The following is a 1,567-nucleotide window of genomic DNA, read 5'->3' on the forward strand; positions in this document are numbered from 1 at the left end:
GCAGGTAATTTCTATCTCTTCTTATAATTTTATCCTAGAAGCTCTTTTCTATGCAGCTTCATATTAAATTGGTATTAAACAGGAAATATTGTCCGGGTAATCAGTGCGCTGGCGAACCCAGAAACACTAAGACCTAGCAAAATACTAGTAAACAAAAGACCTATTCGAGGGTTAGAATCTAGTTTTTTGTCTTCTCTACCACCTGTAAAGAATAAAGACCAAGCTTGGGAAGCATTGATAGTCTTAAAGCTATTAAAATCAGGTCTGAAAACAACAGAACCAAATAGCTCAGGAGATTTGAAGTCGAAATCATTGTTCATGTAAATAAGTATAACAAGTATCTTGCCAAATAGCTAGCTTTATGATAAATGGTTACAGATAAAGGCAAGGTAGATATGTCGAGGGTAGCGATCGCCGGCGTTGAGTGGTGATTTTTCAGAGGGAGCTTCCACCCCTTTTTGTCCTTAACACTTGCCCATAAATAAGCCTTTTAGGGAATGTTTTCATTTGAATGGTCAAGTTGAGGTCGAGGCTGAAACAACGGTAAATTAAGGTTTTTGATAATAAACTTTACCAAACTTTACGACGTGTCCGATTTTGCACATAGACCTCTCGGCGGATACCCTACTATGCCAAATATGCTAAGTACGAAGGTAAAACAACTGCCAATGCTCGATTACGTTAGTGCAGGAATCGCGTTTTACATTACAATGCTCCCAGTACAAGAGTGGATATTGGAATTCCGCCTTGGTTATCTCGGTCGCTACTGGAGCCTGATAAGTGTTGCTGGCTTATTAATTGGCTTTTTGCTCTGTGCGCTGATATTTATACCATTAATTATTAATATGGCGCTAGATCCGTTCAAATATCCAGATAATGCTGTGATGAGCGCGATCGCTGCGGTGATTTTTGGTGTAATACTCTGGCTGGGACAGTGGCTAATACTGCGACAGACTGAGATAACACCCAGGATTTTTGCGCTTATCAACACAGTGGTTGGAATTTTTGTCTTCTCTGTGCTGGTGTGGTTCAATCAAAAAAGTTTGGAGTGGAGCGGTGGCCCGATCCGAGGCTGGAAAACTGGACTTATATTTCTAGTGGGTGGTACAGTTACCGGAGCCGCGACGGGTAAGGCTTTGGATTTTTACTGTTGGCGAATCGAGCAGCGATTAATCAGACTCGAGAGGGAGAGAGTAGAGCAAGAAACCCAAGAACGGGAAAGGCTTCTGAAAGAAAGAATTGAGAAGGAGAAATTAGAGCAAGAACGCCTAGAAGCAGAGATGGCAGAACGGAAAAGGATACAGCGAGAGGCGGCTCAAGAGGAAGAACGCTTGTGGTATGAAAAACACGGTCAAGACTATGCAGATTATGCAGATTATGAGGATGAGGAAGAGTAACTTTGTGCTGTAATGAACCGATTAAGTCTGTTAAAATTCGCTTTTGCCCTTACTGGGGTTTTTCCTATAAAAAGTCTGTTAATTCTGTTGTGGTTGGCGTCACCGTGCCAAAACGGGAAAATTGTACGCTAAGGCTGAAACCCTTCCCCCATAAGCATTTTAGCCACCAA

Annotated in this window: 2 protein-coding genes; one reads left to right on the top strand and one right to left on the bottom strand. The window is 41.9% G+C overall.

The genetic code is table 11. From position 1 onward, the window contains the following. Window positions 1-74: 74 nt before the first annotated feature. On the bottom strand, window positions 75-320 hold the full coding sequence (locus ACEYW6_RS36185) for a hypothetical protein (RefSeq protein ID WP_069074521.1): 246 nt from the start codon (window positions 318-320) through the stop codon (window positions 75-77). 309 nt (window positions 321-629) lie between these two features. Between ACEYW6_RS36185 and ACEYW6_RS36190 the strand changes: the two genes are divergently transcribed. Next, the gene (locus ACEYW6_RS36190) at window positions 630-1,397 is read left to right on the top strand and encodes a hypothetical protein (RefSeq protein WP_412983601.1); all 768 of its coding nucleotides are present in this window, start codon (window positions 630-632) and stop codon (window positions 1,395-1,397) included. The last annotated feature ends 170 nt before the right edge of the window (window positions 1,398-1,567 follow it).

It is taken from the genome of Nostoc sp. UIC 10607 (assembly GCF_047228265.1).
GTDB lineage: Bacteria > Cyanobacteriota > Cyanobacteriia > Cyanobacteriales > Nostocaceae > Nostoc > Nostoc foliaceum_A.

Bases quoted from the DNA above. Each gene is read 5' to 3' on its own strand.
- ACEYW6_RS36185 (WP_069074521.1), bottom strand. From the start codon at position 320: ATGAACAATGATTTCGACTTCAAATCTCCTGAGCTATTTGGTTCTGTT.
- ACEYW6_RS36190 (WP_412983601.1), top strand. From the start codon at position 630: ATGCCAAATATGCTAAGTACGAAGGTAAAACAACTGCCAATGCTCGAT.